General features: G+C 73.2%; 18 protein-coding genes and 1 pseudogene. 9 read left to right on the forward strand and 10 right to left on the reverse strand.

The features are described 5' to 3' along the window. Positions 1 to 18 precede the first annotated feature (18 nt). The 4 genes from OG455_RS33375 to OG455_RS33390 form a co-directional block, all read right to left on the reverse strand. On the reverse strand, positions 19 to 966 hold the full coding sequence (locus tag OG455_RS33375; protein WP_266300017.1) for an AIR synthase-related protein: 948 nt from the start codon (positions 964 to 966) through the stop codon (positions 19 to 21). Positions 967 to 1,241: 275 nt separating this feature from the next. Then, positions 1,242 to 2,786 carry an ABC transporter substrate-binding protein gene (locus OG455_RS33380; RefSeq protein ID WP_266300018.1) on the reverse strand — a complete coding sequence of 515 codons (1,545 nt, stop codon included), beginning with the start codon at positions 2,784 to 2,786 and terminating at the stop codon, positions 1,242 to 1,244. Positions 2,787 to 2,807: 21 nt separating this feature from the next. After that, on the reverse strand, positions 2,808 to 4,910 hold the full coding sequence (locus OG455_RS33385; protein WP_266300019.1) for a hypothetical protein: 2,103 nt from the start codon (positions 4,908 to 4,910) through the stop codon (positions 2,808 to 2,810). A gap of 236 nt (positions 4,911 to 5,146) precedes the next feature. Then, positions 5,147 to 5,299, reverse strand: a complete 153-nt coding sequence (locus OG455_RS33390; RefSeq protein WP_266300020.1) for a hypothetical protein — start codon at positions 5,297 to 5,299, stop codon at positions 5,147 to 5,149. Between the two features lie 27 nt (positions 5,300 to 5,326). On the opposite strand from OG455_RS33390, the gene OG455_RS33395 reads away from it, so the two are divergent. The 4 genes from OG455_RS33395 (at position 5,327) to OG455_RS33410 (ending at position 8,997) form a co-directional block, all read left to right on the forward strand. After that, the gene (locus OG455_RS33395) at positions 5,327 to 5,797 is read left to right on the forward strand and encodes a hypothetical protein (RefSeq protein ID WP_266300021.1); all 471 of its coding nucleotides are present in this window, start codon (positions 5,327 to 5,329) and stop codon (positions 5,795 to 5,797) included. A gap of 162 nt (positions 5,798 to 5,959) precedes the next feature. Further along, positions 5,960 to 7,543 (forward strand): glycosyltransferase, encoded by a 1,584-nt coding sequence (locus tag OG455_RS33400; protein WP_266300022.1) that lies wholly within the window; start codon positions 5,960 to 5,962, stop codon positions 7,541 to 7,543. Then, the gene (locus OG455_RS33405) at positions 7,540 to 7,851 is read left to right on the forward strand and encodes a hypothetical protein (RefSeq protein WP_266300023.1); all 312 of its coding nucleotides are present in this window, start codon (positions 7,540 to 7,542) and stop codon (positions 7,849 to 7,851) included. Before OG455_RS33400 ends, OG455_RS33405 begins: the two co-directional genes overlap by 4 nt. Positions 7,852 to 7,929: 78 nt before the next feature. Next, positions 7,930 to 8,997, forward strand: a complete 1,068-nt coding sequence (locus tag OG455_RS33410; protein WP_266300024.1) for an acyltransferase domain-containing protein — start codon at positions 7,930 to 7,932, stop codon at positions 8,995 to 8,997. Between the two features lie 50 nt (positions 8,998 to 9,047). Here the strand turns inward: OG455_RS33410 and OG455_RS33415 are convergent, their stop codons facing one another. The 3 genes from OG455_RS33415 to OG455_RS33425 all read right to left on the reverse strand — a co-directional run bounded on the left by OG455_RS33415 (position 9,048) and on the right by OG455_RS33425 (position 12,202). After that, positions 9,048 to 10,883, reverse strand: a complete 1,836-nt coding sequence (locus OG455_RS33415) for a hypothetical protein (protein WP_266300025.1) — start codon at positions 10,881 to 10,883, stop codon at positions 9,048 to 9,050. After that, complete coding sequence (locus tag OG455_RS33420) at positions 10,880 to 11,608, reverse strand: ABC transporter ATP-binding protein (protein ID WP_266300026.1); 729 nt, start codon at positions 11,606 to 11,608, stop codon at positions 10,880 to 10,882. The genes OG455_RS33415 and OG455_RS33420 overlap by 4 nt, the downstream gene beginning before the upstream one ends. A gap of 105 nt (positions 11,609 to 11,713) precedes the next feature. Then, positions 11,714 to 12,202: a glutathione peroxidase gene (locus OG455_RS33425; protein ID WP_266300027.1), complete on the reverse strand. Its 489-nt coding sequence runs from the start codon at positions 12,200 to 12,202 to the stop codon at positions 11,714 to 11,716. A gap of 257 nt (positions 12,203 to 12,459) precedes the next feature. Here OG455_RS33425 and OG455_RS33430 point away from each other — a divergent pair, with 257 nt between their 5' ends. From OG455_RS33430 to OG455_RS33450, 5 genes are all read left to right on the forward strand, one after another. Continuing rightward, positions 12,460 to 13,215 carry a DUF6879 family protein gene (locus OG455_RS33430; protein WP_266300028.1) on the forward strand — a complete coding sequence of 252 codons (756 nt, stop codon included), beginning with the start codon at positions 12,460 to 12,462 and terminating at the stop codon, positions 13,213 to 13,215. Beyond that, a complete protein-coding gene (locus OG455_RS33435; protein WP_266300029.1) occupies positions 13,212 to 14,075 on the forward strand; it encodes a helix-turn-helix transcriptional regulator in 864 nt (287 codons plus the stop codon). Before OG455_RS33430 ends, OG455_RS33435 begins: the two co-directional genes overlap by 4 nt. 93 nt (positions 14,076 to 14,168) lie before the next feature. Then, positions 14,169 to 14,396, forward strand: a complete 228-nt coding sequence (locus OG455_RS33440) for a hypothetical protein (RefSeq protein WP_266300030.1) — start codon at positions 14,169 to 14,171, stop codon at positions 14,394 to 14,396. Continuing rightward, complete coding sequence (locus tag OG455_RS33445) at positions 14,396 to 14,593, forward strand: hypothetical protein (protein WP_266300031.1); 198 nt, start codon at positions 14,396 to 14,398, stop codon at positions 14,591 to 14,593. The genes OG455_RS33440 and OG455_RS33445 overlap by 1 nt, the downstream gene beginning before the upstream one ends. 848 nt (positions 14,594 to 15,441) lie before the next feature. Continuing rightward, a complete protein-coding gene (locus OG455_RS33450; RefSeq protein WP_266300032.1) occupies positions 15,442 to 16,008 on the forward strand; it encodes a hypothetical protein in 567 nt (188 codons plus the stop codon). Between the two features lie 105 nt (positions 16,009 to 16,113). On the opposite strand, the pseudogene OG455_RS42150 reads toward OG455_RS33450, so the two are convergent. From OG455_RS42150 to OG455_RS33465, 3 genes and pseudogenes are all read right to left on the reverse strand, one after another. Then, positions 16,114 to 16,278 (reverse strand): annotated as a pseudogene (locus tag OG455_RS42150) (glutathione peroxidase); the annotation flags it as partial. A gap of 138 nt (positions 16,279 to 16,416) precedes the next feature. Further along, the gene (locus OG455_RS33460; protein ID WP_266300033.1) at positions 16,417 to 16,623 is read right to left on the reverse strand and encodes a DUF397 domain-containing protein; all 207 of its coding nucleotides are present in this window, start codon (positions 16,621 to 16,623) and stop codon (positions 16,417 to 16,419) included. Beyond that, positions 16,620 to 17,456 (reverse strand): helix-turn-helix transcriptional regulator, encoded by an 837-nt coding sequence (locus tag OG455_RS33465; protein WP_266300034.1) that lies wholly within the window; start codon positions 17,454 to 17,456, stop codon positions 16,620 to 16,622. Before OG455_RS33465 ends, OG455_RS33460 begins: the two co-directional genes overlap by 4 nt. Between the last annotated feature and the right edge of the window lie 89 nt (positions 17,457 to 17,545).

Below are 17,545 nucleotides of genomic sequence, written 5' to 3' on the forward strand. Positions count from 1 at the left end.
GCCGGGGCCGGACAGCTCCTAGAGCAGCCGCACCTGTTCCGGCGGCCGCGCCGGCGCCAGCGGGTGCGCCGTGCCGTCGGGGCCGACCACCTCCACGGCGGGCAGCGGACGGCCGGTCACCTCGCCGATGTCGCAGGCGAGCCGGCCGTAGGGGTGGGCCCGCAGTCGCCGCAGCACGGCGGCGCCGTGGTCCGGCGGCACGAAGAGGCAGAGGCTGCCCGCGCAGCCGGCGTGCAACGGGTCCAGGCCCTGGAGTCCGAGCGCGACCCGGGTCTGGTGCCGGACCGGCAGCGCCGACCGGGTGATCCGCAGGGTCAGCCCCCGGGCCCGCGAGCAGTTGTCCAGCGTCGCCGCCAGCCCGCCGCCGCCGATCGCCGCCGCGTACCGCAACTGCGGCCTGACCCCGGTGACCAGGCCCGCCAGCGGGGCGCAGTCGCTGTCCACGTACTGCTCCAGGCCCGGCGCGCCACGCAGCGTCAGCAGGTGGGCCGCGTGGTCGCCGAGCGCGCCGGTGACCAGGATCCGGTCGCCGGGCCGCAGTGCGGCGGGCAGTGCGGCCGGGCGGCGGTGGACGCCGAAGGCGGTGGCGGTGACGAAGACCTGGTCGGCCTCGCCGGCCCGGACCACCTTGGTGTCCACCGCGGCGATCGCCACGCCCGCCTCCCGCGCGGCCTCCCGGATCGAGCGGACCAGCCGCTGCAGCAGCCGCACCGGGAGCCCGGCCTCCACGATGACGCCCAGCGCCAGCCGGCGCGGTTCGGCGCCCGCCGCCGCGAGTTCGTTGACCACGCCGCAGACGGCCGCGCGGCCCACGTCGCCGTTGCCGAAGAACGGCGGATCGACCACGAAGACACCGGTGCGGACGTCGAGTTGACCGATCGTCAGGTCGTCGGAGGCGGGTCCGACCCCGTCCAGCGCGGCTCGCACCAGCGCCGGCGCCGCCGAGCCGAGAGCCACCTGCCGCACGGCGGGCTCCTCTCCGGGTCCCGACCGGGGCCCAAGCACGTGCAGGCCTCGGCGTCACAGCAGCGCGGCCCGAGGGTGGAACAGTGAGCATCCTGCCGCGCCCGAGGGCCGCCCGCTTCGGGCCGGGCCGCCTTCAGGGGCGGCGGCACGCCGTTGCTAGGGCGTGGGCGGCGGGCCGGTAGGGGCCGCCGCCGGGCCCGGTGGGGGCGCTAAGGGTGCGGCCGGCCAGGCGCGATGCGCCCGCCGGCTCGCTGCCGCCCGTGGCCGCCCGGCGGCTACGGGTGCCCGTCCGGGGGGTTGCCGGTGCGCGAGGAGACCGCGACCGTGCGGACCTGGCCGTCCGGGCTCAGCTCGACGATCGGGATCGCCTTGTTCACCGGATTGCCGTGCGAGTCCAGCGAGATCAGCCCGCTGGCACCGGGCACCGCTCCCGCGCCGTAGAGCGTGGTGAGCATCTGCACCACGTCCTGACCGCTCACCTGGTCGCTGCCGCCGGAGGCCGCGGCCCGGATCGCCGAGACGGCGGTGAGCACCGCGTCGTGCCCCATGATCGCCTGCCCGTCGGCCAGCGACTCGTGCGGGAACGCGGTGGTGAACTCGCCGCCGCTCTGGAACGGCGCGATCGCGGTGGGGGAGTACGACTGCGGTCGCAGCGTCCAGGCGTCCGGGTGGGCCAGACCGGTGTAGAGCAGCTTGATGTTGCCCAGCCGCAGCGCGCTCTTGACCTCGTCGATGCCCGCCGACTGCTCGACCTGCGAGGCGTCGTCGCCGCTGATCACGGTCAGCGTCTTCTGCGCGCAGAACCGCTGGGAGAGCGGGGCCAGGAAGCGCGGCAGGTCCACGCCCCGCCCGGCGAAGAAGACCACGTCCGGGTCGTCCAGGCAGACGTTGGCCATCTGCTTGGTGAAGTAGGTCGAGACGTCGGACTTGGAGGAGTCGTACTCCATCGGCTGCTGGACCAGCTGCCCGGCCGGGTAGCTGCCGCGGAACTGGTCGGCCAGGCTGCTGCTGTAGAGGTCGCCGGCCTTGCGGTCCTCGACCAGCAGCACCTTGGCGCCCGGGTGGTCCTTGGCCAGGTAGGCCGCGGCGGCGGCCGCCTCGTCGGCGTTCGGCGGCGCGACCCGGACCAGTCCCGGGATGTCGGCCAGGTCGTCGGCGGTGATCACCGAGCCGAAGGCGGCGATGTCCTCCTGGGTCAGCCGCAGGATCGAGGCCCGGGTCGCGGCGGTGCTGGTGCCCAGGCCGGCGACCGCCACGATGTGCTGGGCGCTTCGCTGCGCCTCGATCTGCCCCAGGGCGTAGGTGCGCTGCGGGTCGCTGCCGCCGCTGTTCGCCAGCAGCAGCCGGATCTGCGGGGAATCACCGTAGGAGTGGGTGTGGTTGGCCGCCCAGACGGCGGTGAAGGCGCCCTCCAGCTCGTGCCGGATCGAGTCGGCCGTGCTGGTGCCGCCCTCGCCGGGGACCATCGGCAGCAGGTAGACCACGCTGACCCAGGGCGCGCCGCCGGGCCTGGCCGCGGCCGCCAGCACCTGCTGGTCCTCGGCCCGCACCAGGGCGGAGACCTGCGCCAGGTCGGGGGTGAAGACGAAGGAGCCGTCGGTCAGGCCCACACAGGTGTGGTCGGCGCCGCGCCGGGCCACCCCGCTCGCGCAGCCGGTGCCGGGCGGCTGGAGCAGCGCGTACAGGCCCGAGCCGAGCAGCGCGAGCACCACCACCAGTGCGGCGAGCCCGAGTCGGCCGCGCCACCAGGGGCGCGGCGGGTCCCAGGGCTCGGGGTCGCGGTCGCGGTCGGCGGGGCCGGTGGGGGAGAACGGGGGCATCGCGGTGGACCTCCTGGCGGCTCAGACCGGCTGGAGCTCGTAGCGGGCGGCCTCGGAGCGCAGCACGGCGCTGTTCGCGTCGTCGGTGTGCCAGGCCAGATCCCGGAACGAGGCGCTGATGGTGAAGTTGAGCTCGGGGCGTGCGTTGGGCAGCCGGTTGCGCGGATCGACCGCCAGCCAGAGCGCGGTGACCAGCAGCGCCAGCGCCCGGTGGTGGCGGAAGGCGGCGGGGGCCAGCTCGCGGGCCAGCCGGTCGGCCCGGGCCGAGGCGGGCATCGAGGTGTCCACCGGTTCGCGCTGCGGCGCCGCGGTGATCGCGTACAGCTCGTAGAGCCAGGCCTCGGTGGGCAGTACGTGCAGCCGCTCCTCCAAGTGGGCGATCACCTCCTCCAGTTCGCCGAGCGCCAGCCGGTGGTAGTGGGCGTCGAGCAGGTGGCCCTCGCGAGCCGCGTGCCAGGCGTGCAGCCGCTGGTGGGCCGCTCTCCAGTCCGGGTACGGGCCGTCGGCCGGGCGGGCGGCCAACTCGCGCAGCAGGAGCAGCCAGAGCCAGGGCTGCAGCACCAGCGAGTCGGGCAGCGGGTGCGGGTGTGCGGTGCGGCCAGTGGTGGGCAGGTAGCGCGAGCCGCGGCCGCCCCGGGTGCCGGCGTCCTCGGTGAGCGGGGCGACCAGCCAGAGCCGCTGCGCCGTCTCCTCCAGCAGCGTCTCCCTGATCTGCGGCGAGAAGTCGGCCAGCAGCGGGGAGTTGACCGCCGACTCCAGGTCCCGGGCGGCCGCGCAGCTGACCAGGCCGGCCAGCAGCTCCGGTGCCATGCCCTGGAGCAGGTAGTGCATCGCCTGCTGACGCAGCGTCAGCCTGGCTGCCTCGGGCGGCGCGTCGGCCAGGTCCTGGGCGAGCGGTCCGGAGTCGAGGATGCCGCGCAGCCGGATGTCCGCGTCCGGCCGGTCGATCATCCGGGCGGCGGCCTGCTGCATCCGCAGCACGCTCCACGGGTGGCCGTAGGTCAGCCGGTGCACCAGCGGCGTCGCCTCGGGCAGCCTGGGGGCGACCCCCTCGGCCAGCCTGGAGACCTGACCGGCCGTCAGGTCCGGCAGCTGCAGCGCGTACCAGGCCCAGGAGGAGTCGGCCGGCGACTGCGGGACGCCGGCCCGCCAGTCGGCGTAGGAGGCCTGGCGCGGCGCGCGGATCCGCAGCCCGGCGGGCCCGGGGTCGAAGGGCCCCGGCACGGCGCGCGCGGTCGAGGCGCTGGCCACCGTGAGCAGCGGGTCCCCGCCGCCGCCGTCGCCGTCCTCGTGCCGGGCCAGCGCCTGGCGCACCTCCAGCAGCAGGCCCAGGAACCGGGTGCCGCCGCCGTGGTCGATGTTGTCCAGCACCACCAGGCAGTTGCGGTCCCGGCCCGGTGCGCCGCGCCGCCGGTAGGCGGCCCGCAGGTCGGCCAGGAAGGCGGTGCAGAGCAGCCGGTCCACCTGCTCCTGGTCACCCGGATCCTCGCTGCGGCCCCGCTCGTTGAGCGCGACCAGCGCGTCCAGCGGCTCGGCCCCGCGGCCCTGGCCGTACCAGTCCATGCCGGAGCGGGCCACCGAGCCGAGCAGGCGCGGGCCCAGGCCGCGGAAGAGCACCGCCGCCATCAGTCCGGCCCCCGGCAGCGGGATGACACCCAGGTCGTTGAGCAGCCCGACGCCCTCCGAGAGCGCGTCGGTCAGCAGCCCCGAACTGAGCTGCCGCGCCTCGCGCATCCGCTTCTCCAGCCGGCGCCTGGCCAGATCGGGACTGGTCACGTCCAGGCGCAGCTCCGGGTCGACGGCGATCAGCCCGTGGGTCAGCCGCGGGAAGTGCAGCCGGCGGGAGGTGAGCGCGAGCCGGAACGCCAGACGCGCCACCACCTCGTGGGGGCGCAGCGCCCCGGCCGCGAAGTCGTGCCCGGCGTGCGGGGCGGTGGCCGCCCGCTGCCCCAGGTAGCGCAGCACCGCGGTCTTCCCGCTGCCGTGCCGCCCCAGCAGCACCACGATCGGCAGCTCCCGGTCCGGCCGCCGCCCGCCCGGATCCCCGGCGCGTATCCAGCAGTCCCGGACCAGGTCCTCGATGCCCTCGATCCCCAACGGGCGGCGTAACGGTGTGTCGGGCAACTCGCCGAGCCCCCTCCAAGTCCGCGGTGCGGGACGTGAGATGCGGCGCGCGGCCGCGGGGATTCATGGTGCCACGGAATGTCGTTCGCGCGTTCCCATCGCGCAGGATCCGTGGCGGTGAGCCCCGCGACTGCCCGACCGGTGCCGCCTTCACCACTCGGGCAGTGGCCCGGCCGTCGAACACAGGCCGGAGCGGAGCGTTCATCCGATGGAGCGAACAGCGCAACAGAAGTCCGCTATATCCCGATTGGCGGAGTCAGCCTGGTGGGCCGTTCGGGTTGGATAGCGCCGAACAGCACGTGGCCGAACAGCACGTGGCCGAACAGCACGTGGCCGAACAGCACGTGGCCGAACAGCACCTGGCCGAACAGCACCTGGCCGAACAGCACGTCACCGACTCACCCTCCGGAGGGGCCATGAAGGTTCCAGGCAACAAGGTTGCCAAGCTCGCGGCCGTCGCGGTGAGCACCCTGTCACTCGGGGTCATCACCGCCTCCGCCACGCCCGCCATGGCCCAGCCGCCCGTCTGCGGCGAGGCCGAATGCCCCAGCCTGACGCCGACCAGCCTGGGCGCCAGTCAGGGCTCCCTCAACGTCACCCAGATGCAGCTGGAGAACATCTCCGCCACCGCGACCGACGCCCGAACCGGGCAGCCGCTGGTGGGCGCGCGGATCCAGTTCTTCACCACCGGCGGCCGCTTGCTGGGTTCGGCCTTCACCAACTACTACGGCACCGCCGCCATCAACGCCTCGGAGAACCTCGGCCCGGGCACCGTCCAGGAACTGCTGAACGGCTACGACGCCGTGCTGGTCGGTGACGGCGTCCACGCCCCGGCCTCGGCACACGCGGCCATCACGGTCGGCACGGACTGCACCAGCGCCCAGTAGCGGCCACGACTCGACCCGTTTCGACGGGCCGTACCGAGACCCGTACCGAGCCCCGTACCGAGAGCCGTACCGAGAGCCGTACCGAGAGTTGTACCGGGGCCGTACCGAGACCAGCGGCAACTGCCCCGCGGTCGTGGGATGTCGAGAGTTGGCGAGGTGGGCATGACGGCGGCAGATCCGTCCGGCGCGGAGGCCGGGACGGCGGACGAGGCGGGGCTCGCGGCGCTCCGGGAGCTGGTGGCCGCGTCCGACGACCGCTTCAGGCAACGCCCGGAGCCCGGCCCGGCCCAGGAGCCGCGCACCCTCACGGTGGGCATGGGGACGTACGACGACTACGACGGCGTGTACTTCACCGTGTCGAGCCTGTTCCTCTACCACGCCGAGGTGATGGACCGGGTCAACATCCTGGTGGTCGACGGCCACCCCACCGGCCCGCACGCCTGGGCGCTGAAGCGGTTGGAGCAGGAGATCCCCCGGCTGCGCTACGTGCCCTACGACCGGCGCCGCGGCACCGCCGCCCGCGACCGGGTGTTCCGTGAGGCCGCCTCGGAGTGGGTGCTGTGCGTCGACTCCCACGTCCAACTGGCCCCCGGAGCCCTGGCCGCCCTCCTGGACCACATCGACGCCGACCCCGGCAGCGGTGACCTGCTCCAGGGGCCGCTGGTCTCCCCGGACGGACAGAAGGTGTCCACCCACTGGGAACCCCGCTGGGACCGGCTCATGTACGGGGCCTGGGGAACCGACCCGCGCGGCACCGACCCCGGTGCGCCGCCGTTCGAGATCGCCATGCAGGGCCTGGGCCTGTTCGCCTGCCGGACCGAGGCCTGGCCCGGCCTCAACCCGGCCTTCGCCGGCCACGGCGGCGAAGAGGGCCACCTGCACGAGAAGTTCCGCCGCGCCGGCCACACCACCCGGTGCCTGCCCGCCCTGCGCTGGACCCACCGCTTCGACGCACCGCGCTCCACCCCGCTGACCCAGACCTGGTACCAGCGCCTGCGCAACTACCTGATCGGCTTCGACGAACTCGGCCAGGGCGCCGACGAGGCCATTGACCACTTCACCGCCCTCCTCGGCGAAGCGGCCGTCCAGAGGGGTCTCGCCGACTACCAGGCCGAGAAGCGCAACCCCTACACCGCCTTCGACGGCATCACCTGCCTCAACCTGGATGAGCGCCCCGACCGCTGGCAGGCCATGCGGCACCGCCTGACCGCCCAGGGCATCCCACCCGAACGGATCCACCGCCAGGCTGCCACCGCCACACCCGCCAACCACCACATCGGCTGCGCCCTCTCCCACCGCCACGCGATCCAGCAAGCCCACACCGACGGCCTCGAAACCCTGCTCGTCCTGGAGGACGACGCCGTCTTCCTCCCCGGTGCGGCCTGGGTGCTGCGCCGCGCGCTGGCCGAACTCGCGGAACGGCCTTGGTCGCTGCTCTACCTCGGCGGCGCCGACTGGGGCCGGACCTTCCCGCGCGCCGAGGGCTGCCACCACCTGGAAGCCGTCACCGGCATCACCACCACCCACGCCGTCGCCTACCACCGCAGTGTCTTCGGTCGGCTGCTCGACGAACTCCCCGCCACCGTCGAGGAGATGGCCGGATGGATCCACCGCAACACCGCGCTCGACCAGTACCTGGCCCGCTGGGACCGGCCCGACTGCTACCGCACCGTACCCGTCATCGCCGCCCAGACCAACCAGATCCACCTGGTCGCGGAGGACCTGCGCGACCAGTTCGCCCCGTGATCCGCGCCCGGCATCGCGGCGCGGGCGCCGACAGCGACGCCCCGCGGGCCCGCCGCGACGGGCTGCGCGTCAAGGAGCTCGCCGACGGCCGCCTGGCCCTCTACGACGAGCGTGCCGAGCGGGGTCACCTGCTCAGCCCGCTCTGCGCCACCGTCCACCGGCTGGCCGACGGCACCCGCGGGCTCACCGCCCTCACCTCGGCCGTGGCCGCCGTCCACCCGTCGGCCGACGCCGCCGTCGTCCGGCTCGCGCTCACCGAGCTGGGCACCGCCGGCCTGGTCGGTGATGCGGGATATCGCGCGACGTAGCCGCCGACCGGTCTGTATAGCTATCGGTGCGGCCGCTCGGCTCGGGGCGGATCACGGATCGGTGGAAGGCGGATCGGGATGGGCGAGGTGCTGGCACGGCTGCGCGAGGACGAGGAGGCCGCGGCCTGGCTCGACGGCTTGCGGGCGCTCGGCGGGCCGGTGCCCGAGCCGGTGCTGCCGTCGGTGCTGGAGCTGCCGGGGGTGCTCCTGGACCTCGCGGTTCCCCATGAGGACGTCAACGAGGTGGTGGAGCTGCGCGACCGGATGCTGGCCGACGAGGACTGGCGCTGGCTGCTCGGGCGCTGCGCGGCGGGTCTCTTCGGCGGGCTCGACCCGACCCCGGCCTCGGAGGGCGGGAGCGGTGGAGGCCACGGGACCGGCGGGCCGCCGATGCCCCGGCTGCCCGCGGCGCTCGGCGCGGCGGGGCGGCTCTTCGCGGTCTTCGTCTTCCTCGCCGCGCTGCCGCGGGCCAGGGCGCTGCACCGCGAGCGGGGGATCCCGGCGGAGGTCTCCCGGCGGACGTTCGCCGACCTCGGCCGGCAGCTGGCGGTGCACCGGATGCGCAACGGCACCAGCGGCGTGAACAAGCCCTCGTGGCTGCGGCTGCACCTGCGCGCGGAGCTCTTCCAGCTGGGGCGGCTGCAGTTCCAGCGCTCCGACCCGGCCCCGGCCTGGGTGCCGCTGCCCGCCGACCGCGCCGCCCTGACGCTGCACATCCCGGACTTCAGCGGACCGCTGAGCGAGGCGGCCTGTGAGGAGTCGCTCGCGCTGGCCCGGGACTTCTTCCCCCGGCACTTCCCGGAGCGGCGCTGGGCGCTCGCGCACTGCTCGTCGTGGCTGCTCGACCCGCAGCTCGGCGACTACCTGGCGGCGGATTCCAACATCCTCGCCTTCCAGCGCCGCTTCCACCTCGTCGGAGTGTCCGAGGCGGCTGAGGCAGCCGGGGCAGCTGCGGCAACCGCGGCAGCCGGGGTCCCGGGGACGGCGGCCGCGGCCGACGACGAGGCGCCGCTGCGCTACGTCTTCGGCCCCGTCGACCTCCCGCCGGCCGAGCTGCCCCGCCGCACCTCGCTCGAACGGGCGATCGGCGACCACCTCCGCGCCGGCGGCCACTGGCACGGCGGCCGGGGCTGGTTCGCCCTGTGACCCGCGCGGCGCCGTGCCGCGCGGGTCAGCGGGTGCGCGTCAGCGCGCGCTCACGGGCTCTGCCGCGCCCTGGGCTGTGCCCCGGGCCGGGCGCGGCCGGTCAGCTCGGCCGCCCGGGAGCGGGCCCAGCCGAGCAGGACGGCGGCGGCCAGCAGGCTCACCACCGCGGCCTCGGCGCAGCTCGAAGCGGTGTCCGCGCGCAGCGCCTGGGAGAAGGGCAGGGTCAGGGCGGCGACGGCCGCGGCCGGACCGGCCGCGTACCAGGCGATGAAGAGGAACAGGCCCAGGCCCGTGCCGGAGCTGGGGGACTTGTACATCAGGTCTCGCCGCATCACGCCCCGGCAGGTGTTCACCAGGCCGGCCGCGACCAGGGCCGGGGCCACGGCGGGCGCGAGCCAGAGCGTGGCGCCGCCGGCCCCGCAGAGCGAGGCCGCCAGCGCGCCCGCCAGCCCGAGCAGCACGCCCACCAGCGTGGGCACGATCGCGTGCCTCAGCATCAGCGCGGCGAACGGGTAGGGCGACCAGGCGGCCCGCCGGATGTCGTCCGTCTCGATCCTGGCCGGCTCCAGCAACTGGGCCAGGGACAGGTAGCCGAAGACCAGCGCGACCGCCGTGGTCGGCACCGAGGGCTTGCTGCCGATGCCGTGCGCCAGCGCGGCGCAGAGCAGGGCCGGCACCGCGAGCAGCACCGCGCGGCCGAGCCGGGCAGGCGAGCGCAGCAGCGCGGTCGCGTCCCGCCAGGGGACCACCAGCTCGGGGCGGCTCGGCGCCGGCAGCCGCAACCGGCGCAGCCGGCCGCCGCCCGAGGCACCGGTCACCGCGAGCCGGGCGGCCCGCAGCTCGACCGTGCGCAGCGCGGCCAGCACCCCGGCCGCCGTCCGGGCCCGCTCCCGCAGCCGGCCCAGCGGCACGGTGCCGGCGGCCCGGTCGGCGAGCAGCAGGGCGCCCACGGTGCTGACCAGCAGCAGCGCGGCGGCCACCCAGGCGCCCGCCACCGCGCCCCGGGTGGGCGCCAGCGCGGCGATCCCGGCCCAGCCCCACGGGCCGGACCACAGCTCCACCAGCTCCAGCACCCGCACCCGGTGCCCCGCCACGGCCAGCCCGCTCTGCGCGGCGAGCAGCAGCACCAGCACGGTCAGCAGCGGAGTGAGCCGCCGCACCCAGCGGGCGGCGGTGTCGTTGCGCTCCACCAGCAGCCCGGCGCAGGTGGCCAGCAGCGGCAGGCAGGCGCCGCCGAGCAGGCACCAGCCGAGCGCGGCCGGCAGCCCGACCCGCAGCATCAGCCCCAGCGCGACCATGCCGCCCACCGCCGTCACCAGGCCGGGGAAGAGCGCCAGACCGCAGGAGAGCCAGAACCAGGGCCGCAGCACCGGGCGCGGGCGCACCGGGTGGGCGAGCAGCCAGTCGGTCGCCGCCCGGGGCGGCACCACCGGGCCGCGCCACAGCCCGTCGCGGACCGCGAGCAGCACCAGGGCCAGCCCGACGGCGGCGATGCCGCTGGGCATGGCGGCGAGCAGGTCGCCGCCGTGGCCGGTGTAGTCCGCGCCCATCGAGGCCTGCAGGAAGAGGCCCAGGCTCGGCACCCCGCCCCAGATGATCAGGATGAGCAGCACGCAGTACACCGCGAAACCGAGCTGCTTGGCGCGGTTGAGGCGGTAGGGCGCCCGCAGCGTGCGCAGCAGGGCGAGGGTCTCGTCGGTCCAGTCGTCCTCGTCGTCCCAGCCGTCCCCGGCGGGCCCGCCGTCCCCGACCGGCTCCTCATCGAACGGCCCGTCCTCGACCGCTTCGTCCTCGACCGCTACGTCCTCGACGGCGCTCTCCGCCGCCGTGCCACCGCCCAGCAGGTCGTCCGGGGCCTGCCCGGCCCGTACGCCCGAGTCGGTCACCGCGCACCCACCGCGTCGTCGCGGTCCAGGATCTTGCCGGGCGCGCCCTGGGCCACGATCCGGCCGTCCTCCAGCACCACCACCCGGTCCGCCAGCTCGCGGGCCAGGTCGGTGTGGTGGGTGACCAGCAGCACCGCCACGCCGTCCGCGAGCTCGGCCCGCAGCAGCTCGGCGAGCTTGCGCCGGGCCTGCGGGTCCAGCCGCTGCTCCGGCTCGTCGAGCAGCAGCAGGTCGCGCGGCCGCACCAGCGCGCAGGCCAGCAGCAGCGCCTGCAGCTGCCCGGAGGAGAGCGCCGAGGGCAGCGCGTCGGCCCGCTCGGTGAGCAGCCGGTCGTCCAGCACCTGCTGGACCCAGGTGCGGGCGTCGGCCACCCCGTGCGCGACCGCGACCAGCAGCAGGTGCTCGCGCACCGTGAGGTCGGGGTAGTGCGCCACGGTGTCGCCCACCACCGCGACCCGGGCCCGGATCCGCGGGTCGTTCTCGTCCATCGGCAGCCCGTCGAAGCGCACGGTGCCCTTGGTCGGCAGGTCGCGTCCGGCCGCGACCCGCAGCAGGGTCGACTTCCCGGAGCCGTTGTGGCCGAGCAGCGCGACGCACTCACCGGCCGCCAGCGCGAGGTTCACCGGGTGCAGGACCTCGCGGTCGCCGTAGGAGCGGCTCACCCCGGTCAGTTGCAGCAGGGCCGGGCGCGTCTGGGTGCGCGTCGCGGCGGATTTCTTGGCCATGCGGACGGAGTCCTCCTGAGGTGAGCGTCCGTCCAGCGTAGCGACCGGATCCGGACGATCACCGGGGCACTGCCACCTGCCGCGGCAGTGCCCCGGGACCCCGCCTCAGACCGGCAGCTGGGCCTCGATCGCGGCGACCAGCTCCGCGTCCTCCGGCTCGGTCCGCGGCCGGAAGCGGCCCACGGGCGCACCGGCGGGCGAGATCAGGAACTTCTCGAAGTTCCACTGCACGTCCCCGGCCGCACCGGCGGCGTCGGCGACCTCGGTCAGCTGCTGGAAGAGCGGGTGCCGGCCCTCGCCGTTCACCTCGGTCTTCGCCAGCAGCGGGAACGAGACGCTGTACTTGGAATCGCAGAACGACTGGATCTCCTCCGCCGTGCCGGGCTCCTGCCCGCCGAACTGGTTGCACGGCACCCCCAGCACCGTGAACCCGCGCTCCGCGTACTGCTGCTGCAGCCGCTCCAGCCCCGCGTACTGCGGGGTGAGGCCGCACGCCGAGGCCACGTTGACCAGGAGGACGGCCTTGCCCGCATAGTCGGCCAGGCTGGTCGGCTCACCGGCCAGGGTCTGCAGCGGGATGTCGGTCAGACTCATGGGGTGGATCCCTCCGGAGGTGGGTGCTGCCGTGCGGCTCCTTTCTACCAGCTCGACCCTGTCGGTGACCTTGGTCGCCGCGGCGTCAGCTGGCTGCTCGCCAGGAGCGCAGACGCGGGATGCTGTGCTGGTCCCTCGATGCCGGACCGCACCGCGTAGCGCTTGTGCCAGGCACGGCCCGCAGGGAGCTGAATGCATGACAGATCCGTGCCGGGGCACGATGCTTGGGAAACCAGCTGGCTGAGGGGAGCACCTTCATGGCACGGCGCTTGCGGGTCATCGGCAGCACCTCCGGGGTGGGCGACTGCCCGACCCTGTACGAGGACGTGGACACTGGCGAAGTTCTGGTGCAGGGCTACGCGGTTACGGACCCGGAGGATGTGGCGCAGCTCAAGCACGTGAAGGACGATGAGGGCTTCGTCGTCGTGCCGCGCGAACTGCTGGTGAGGTTCGCGCCGAAGGAGTCAACCGCCATGCCTGAGTTCGTACCGCAGCAGAAGATCACCGAGTTCGTCAACGACGGCTTCGAGCACACCGCATGGCGGTTGGAGACCCGGACTGGCTACCTGTCCGACAAGCAGATGCCTTCGTACGACGAGTTCCTTCGGACAGGGGACACAGCCGGGGAGGTCGGACACCCGTGGTTCGACAACGTCCGTCGGATGGTCAGCAAGGGGAAGCGGTTCGAGCGGGTGCGGCTGCTGGACGACCCGCTGACCGAGGGCCAGCGCTACCTCCTTGCCTGTGCCCGGACCAACGTGGCGGCCGGTGAGGATATCCGCTGCATGTGGCGTTCGGACGCCGACGAGGCGGGGCTGGCAGGCCTGTCGGACTTCTGGCTGTTCGACTCCCGGACGGTCGCGCGGTTCCACTTCGACGGCGAACGGACAGTCGGCATGGAGTTGGTGACGGACCCGCTGGAGGTGCTCCGTGCTTGCCAGGTCCGCGATGCCGCTTGGCACCACGCGACGCCGTACGGCGAGTTCCTGCGTCAGGTACCTTCCGCCATGTGAGCACCGACTTTCAACAGGCCAGGGCTGCTCTCGGTGCCCGCATGCGTGAGCTGCGGGAGGAGAGCGCCCAGCCCGATGGGCGTAGGCTTTCCGGCCGCGCGCTGGCTGCCCGTCTGGGCTGGACTCAGTCCAGGGTCAGCAAGCTGGAGAACGGCAAGCAGACTCCGACGATGGCGGACGTGCGCGCGTGGGCGGAGGCCGTCGGCAGGCCGGAGGCCGCTGCTGAGCTGGCGGGCCGCCTTCGAACGGTCGAGACGCAGTACAGATCGTGGCGGCGGCAGCTCGCGGGTGGCGTCGTCCCGGTGCAGGAGGCCCACGCTGCACAGGGCAAGCGGACCAGTGTGCGGCGCTCGTTCGACCCGACGCTGATTCCGGGCCTGTTGCAGACCGCTGGGTATGCCCGGGGCGTGCTTGCCCGGTACACGGTTGTCCACCCGTCCATTCGGGACGTGGACGCGGCGGTGAGTGCCCGGATGGGGCGTCAGCAGGTGCTCAGGGACCGTGCCCGCTCCTTCCATTTCCTCGTGTGGGAAGGGGCGTTGGTCTCTCGGCTCTGCCCGCAGGCCGCTCTGGCCGACCAACTGGAGTCACTGGTCCCATGGCTTGCGCCGGGCCATGTCCGGTTGGGCGTCGTACCGTTCGACGCGGAGTTGACCGTACCGGCGGGAGTTGGCTTTTCGATCCATGACGACTCCCTGGTGATCACGGAATCGTGGCACGCCGAGATGTGGTTGGACGACCCGGCGGATGTGGCACTCCACCAGCGAGCATGGGACGCCTTGCAGCGCTGCGCGGTCTACGGAGTGGAAGCCCATCGGGTGATTGCGCGTGCCGGGGCCCGGCTTCGCGAGAATCATTGAGAATCACACGCCCTTCGCTTCCGGCTCCCGGCCTACCTTCCTGCTGACGGGATTGCAGGTGCATTTGCACCAGCAGGAGCAGGAGGCCGAGAGATGAGCGCAGCGGCGTTGAGCGAGCAGCCGGGCCCGAGGAGTCAGCAGCACGCCGGGGAGGTCATGAACCTCCCGGGCGGCTGGAACCCGCTGGACGACTACGACTACGACCCCGACTACGACTACGACCCCGACACGGCGGAGCGTGCGGCCCGGTCGCCCCGGGCCACCGGCTTCCCGGTATGCGAGTGCGGCATTACGGGCTGCCCGGATGCGAGCCGGGGCTGATGGCCTACCTGCCCGGTGCGGCCATGGCCGCCACCACGGCGCCGACCTGCAAGACGTGCGACGGGCTGGCCGCGCTGCTCCTTGAGGAGGGGGAGCGCTTCCCGGCGCTGCACGCCTCGGTCCAGCGAGTGCGCGCCATCCACGCGCCTCGGTGCCCGCTGCGGAAGAGGATGACCCGCCGTGCCCGAGCCGCCTGATCTCCCCGCACCGGCCACCGACAGCCAGCCGACGGATGAGCCGTCGTCAGAGCCCGCCGAGCCTCCTACCGGAGCCGAGGCACTGGAGCCAGCGGAGTCCGGCACCACGGCCCGTCTGAGGGCCGCCGTGCGGCAGCTGAACGACGGGTCGCACCGTTGGCGGTTCGGGTGAGCCGGTCCCCTTCCCGCAGCCTGCTGATCCGCCGCCTGTTCACGGCGGGTCCGCGGGACCGGCACCAGCATCCGTCCACCCGCACCCGCCGCTGCTGGCTCCGTCGGCGACGCCGAGGCCGGTAGCGGATCTGAGGACTCCCGTGCCAAGGGGCGAAATCCCCCCGGTCCCCTGGCACGGGGCCCAACTCCCGCACCAGGGAAAGCGGTCAATTGCCACGCTCTCCTGGCTCTTCCCGGTGCGGGGTGCGACCCCGCGTCAGGACAGGAAGGGTCCCTGATGCGGGAAAGCACCTGCTCCGGTCCGGTAGTGGCCCGGGACCGGGCGGGTGCTCTGCTCCACCGCACAACCCGGGCACTGCCAGGTGCCTGGGAGGTTCCTGGCAAGGAGTGAGGCCAGTATGACGACCCCCGCGCCCAAGGACAGGCCCCCGGGCCCGATGCCGCCCGACGGCGACACCGACCCGGCCACCAACCCCACCGAGTAGGAGGCAGGACCATGACCACCGCCACGATGAAGCACAAGGGCGACGCGAAGCCGCCGCCGAAGCACGCGGGCAACCCCGCCCCGGAGAACCCGCAGCCGGAGCCGAGCAAGTAGTCGGCGGCTGATCTGACAGACTGACAGGCCCCTCGTGCGCGTTGGCGGGGGCCTGTCCCCGTTGCAAGGGAGAGAGATGGACAACCGACTTGTGATCTCGTACAGCTCGCGCCACTTCTCGGGCGCGGACTGGTCGGGGAGGGCGGATCGGTGGACGGCGGCCTTTTACGAGAACGACGCTGACCAGGTACTCGGCTCCGCCGTGATCACCCGAGTCATCCCCGGCGCGACCCCGAACCCTCGCGCGGCGTTCGAGGCGGACCCGGGCATTCTCGACCGCATCCCTCGGGTGATCTTCACCGAGGACGGCGGGCTGGCCCCGGTGGTGGCAGAGCTGCGCCCCTCGCTGCTTCTGCTGCTGGAGTCCGTGGAGGTGAAGGACGAGTGGCGGGGCAAGGGCGTGGGGATGCGCCTGGCTGTCGAGGCGCTTCGGCGCTTGGCTGTGCCCGGCACGCTGGCAGTCTGCTACCCGGCCCCCGTCCACCCGCAGCACGGGCCCGGAGAGGTCTGCTCGTACGAGTCGGACGACCCGGAGGTCCGGCGGCCGGACGAGGAGGCCGTGGGCAAGCTCCGGCGGGCCTGGGAGCGGCACGGCTTCTCGGAGTTGGCTGAGGGGGTGTACTCCCGCCCGGTGGAGCCCTGACCTCTGGGTGGGGCTCCGCGTACCTCGAATGCAAGAGGCCCCCTGGTTACCAGGGGGCCCTGCGTGCGCTTCCGCAGTTCGTAAGCTGGTGGGACGTTTCTGGCTCTTCTCGAAGTTCCACTGCACGTCCCCGGTCGCACCGGCGGCGTCGGCGACCTCGGTGAGCTGCTGGAAGAGCGGGTGCCGGCCCTCGCCGTTCACCTCGGTCTTCGCCAGCAGCGGGAACGAGACGCTGTACTTGGCATCGCAGAAGGTCTGGATCTCCTCCGCCTTGGCGCTGGACTGACCAGCCCCCTTGAGTCGCCCCATCTGTGCGCGTCCCCCTTCGCGCACGGGCGGGGCTCCGAAGCAGAGAGGGCCCCGCCCGCTCCGTGGACGAGCGGGCGGGGCCCGGCTGCGGGAGCCAGGTCAGGAGGTGCCGAAGCCGCCCGCCTTGACCTCGGCGACGAAGGAGGAGAACGCCTCGACACCGAAGACCAGGGCGCCACCCTCGGGGTCCTTGGAGTCGCGGACGGGGACGAGGCCGGGAACGCCGTCAGCTACCTCGATGCACTGCCCACCGGACTGGCTGTGGGTGGACTTGCGCCAAGTGGCGCCGGCCAAGTTGCTGTTCATTCAAGTTCCCTTCGAATCTCCATGATCACGGCGGCTGAAGCCGTGGTGTTCAGGGCCTCGACCTGGAGCCGATCGTACTCTTTCTCCCAGGCCGCGCAGGCAACGGAGTTGCGCTCGACGTACCCACGCGCGTACGTCTCCGTGTAGCCGACCAGTGAGCGGTTGGGCATCGACAGCAGGACGATCGGGAAGAGGAACGGGGTCAGCTCGCCCAAGCTCAGGGGAGCGATCTGCACCGTGATGTTCGGTCGCTCGGCCATGCACAGGAGATGGTCCAGTTGACGACCCATCACCCCGGGACCGCCGACAAGGCGCGTCAGGCAGGCTACTTCCATGACGCTGTGGATGATCGGCGCAGGAGAGCGGTCCAGGGCACGGCGCTGCCGAACGGCAAGGTAGGCGAGTCGTTCGTCCGCTTGCGCCTGAGTGATGGTCCCGCGAGCGACGCTCGCACGGGCCAGTGCTGCCGCGTATTCAGGGATCTGGAACAGGCCGGGGATGACGCCCGTCTGGAACTCCCGCAGTTCTCGGCACCGGGCCTCCAGCTCCGCGAACTCCTCGAAGCCCTCCAGTAGCGCGGCGCTGTTGATGCGCCGGAAGAGTTCCACGAACGTCCCACCGGTTTCGAACACCTCATCGGCTTTCAGCGCGAACTTGGGGGTTGGGAGTTCCTTAGCTCGTTCGATGAGTGAGATCCAGGTATCCGAGTAGCCCATGAGACCGCCGAGCCTCACCTGGGACCAGCCTCGCAACCGTCGCAGCCTGCGAACTTCCGCGCCGAAGCGCGCCTGGGGTGATGACGTAGCGTCAGATTCATTCTTCGTGTTGGCCATCGGAGAGTTTTACCTGCCGATCTGCTGCGGGTTGGAGTACTGGCCCTGGGCCCCCATCGTGCCGATCCTAGTAATGGAACGAGCACAGA

Origin of the sequence: Kitasatospora sp. NBC_01287 (assembly GCF_026340565.1) — a bacterium.
Classification (GTDB): domain Bacteria; phylum Actinomycetota; class Actinomycetes; order Streptomycetales; family Streptomycetaceae; genus Kitasatospora.